Origin of the sequence: Sphingomonas sp., from assembly GCF_036387595.1 — a bacterium.
Lineage (GTDB): Bacteria > Pseudomonadota > Alphaproteobacteria > Sphingomonadales > Sphingomonadaceae > Sphingomonas.
In genome coordinates, this window is record NZ_DASVTL010000032.1 from 1 (window position 1) to 1,749 (window position 1,749).

Below are 1,749 nucleotides of genomic sequence, written 5' to 3' on the forward strand. Positions count from 1 at the left end.
GCCGGGTCGGCGACGACCAAGTCGAACAAGCTCGCTGGAGCGAGCACCATTCCGGTGTTGATCGGCGCCGCCATCATCGCCGGCGTGACCTATCTGATCGTCGACAAAGAGAATGACGACGACGACGCAGACAGCAACTAAGCTAGGCAGGGGCTTGCGGCCGTAACCGACAAGCGTTTGCGAGCTGGAAGACGCCCGGGCGCTGCTCGGGCGTTTTTCTGTGGCCGGATAGTGGCCGCCAAACCGACGTTGCAGGGGGCGACGAATCCCAAGTCCGATCACGCCGCCAGGAACATCTCCGGCGGCAGCGCCATCAGCGATTCCGCGCCTCCTTCGATCTTGCGACGCAGCGCCCCCGCTTCCGGGATGATCCGCTCGGCGAAGAAGCGCGCCGTCACCAGCTTGGCGTCGAGGAAACCCGCGCCGAACTGCCCGCCGTCGCCCGCGTTCTTCAGCGCCGATGCCGCCACCGCCATGCGCAGCCACATCAGCCCGACCGCGACGATGCCCATCAGGTGCAGGTAACTGGTCGCACCCGCGCCGACATTGTCGGGGTTCTTCATGCCATTGGCCATGAACCACATCGTCGCCGCCTGTAGCTCGCCATTGGCACGCTCCAGCGCGGTCGCGATCGCCGCGGTGGCCGGGTCGGCCTTGGCCGCAGCGACTTCCTCAGCCACGATGCGGAACAGCGTCTGCACCGCGCGGCCGCCATTCTGGGCGAGCTTGCGACCGACCAGGTCCATCGCCTGGACGCCGTTGGTGCCTTCGTAGATCATCGCGATCCGCGCATCGCGGACATATTGCTCCATGCCCCATTCGGCGATGTAGCCATGTCCGCCATAGACCTGCTGCGCGTTGGTCGCGATCTCATAGCCCTTGTCGGTGCCGTAGCCCTTGATAACCGGCGTCAGCAGCCCGATCAGGTCGGCCGCGACCTGGCGATCCTCCTCGCTGGTGGCGACATGTTCCAGATCGACCTGCAGCGCCCCCCAGAGGCACAAAGCGCGCAGCCCCTCGGTCAGCGCCTTGCCCTCCATCAGGATGCGGCGAACGTCGGGATGGACGAACAGCGGGTCCGCCTTTTCGGTCGGCTCCGCGGGACCGGTCAGCGCGCGGCCCTGGCGGCGATCGCCGGCATAGGCCACCGCGTTCTGATAGGCGGTCTCGGCGACGGCAAGCCCCTGCAACCCCACACCCAGTCGCGCCGCATTCATCATGATGAACATCGCGGCGAGGCCCTTCATCTCGTCGCCGACCAGCCAGCCGATCGCGCCGTCATAGTTCATCACGCAGGTCGAATTGGCGTGGATGCCCATCTTGTGCTCGATCGAACCGCAGGTCACCGCATTACGCGCGCCGAGGCTGCCGTCGTCATTGACCATGAACTTCGGCACCACGAACAGCGAGATGCCCTTGGAGCTGTCCGGCGCGCCCGGCGTCTTGGCGAGCACCAGGTGGATGATGTTCTCGGTCAGGTCGTGCTCGCCCGACGAAATGAAGATCTTGGTGCCCGTGATCGCGTAGCTGCCGTCCGCCTGCGGCTCGGCCTTGGTGCGGATCAGGCCGAGATCGGTGCCGCATTGCGGCTCGGTCAGGTTCATCGTGCCGCCCCATTCGCCCGACACCATCTTGGGGACGTATTTGGCCTTCTGCTCGTCGGAGCCCTTGGCGATCAGCGCCGCGATCGCGCCATGGGTGAGGCCCGGATACATCGCGAACGCCATGTTCGATGAGATCATATATTCC

Annotated in this window: 1 protein-coding gene; it reads right to left on the reverse strand. The window is 65.5% G+C overall.

Annotation, left to right across the window (positions count from 1 at the left end; translation table 11 throughout):
* Positions 1-278: 278 nt before the first annotated feature.
* A partial coding sequence (locus VF643_RS02580; protein WP_331041803.1) for an acyl-CoA dehydrogenase C-terminal domain-containing protein occupies positions 279-1,749 on the reverse strand: 1,471 nt, incomplete at its 5' end.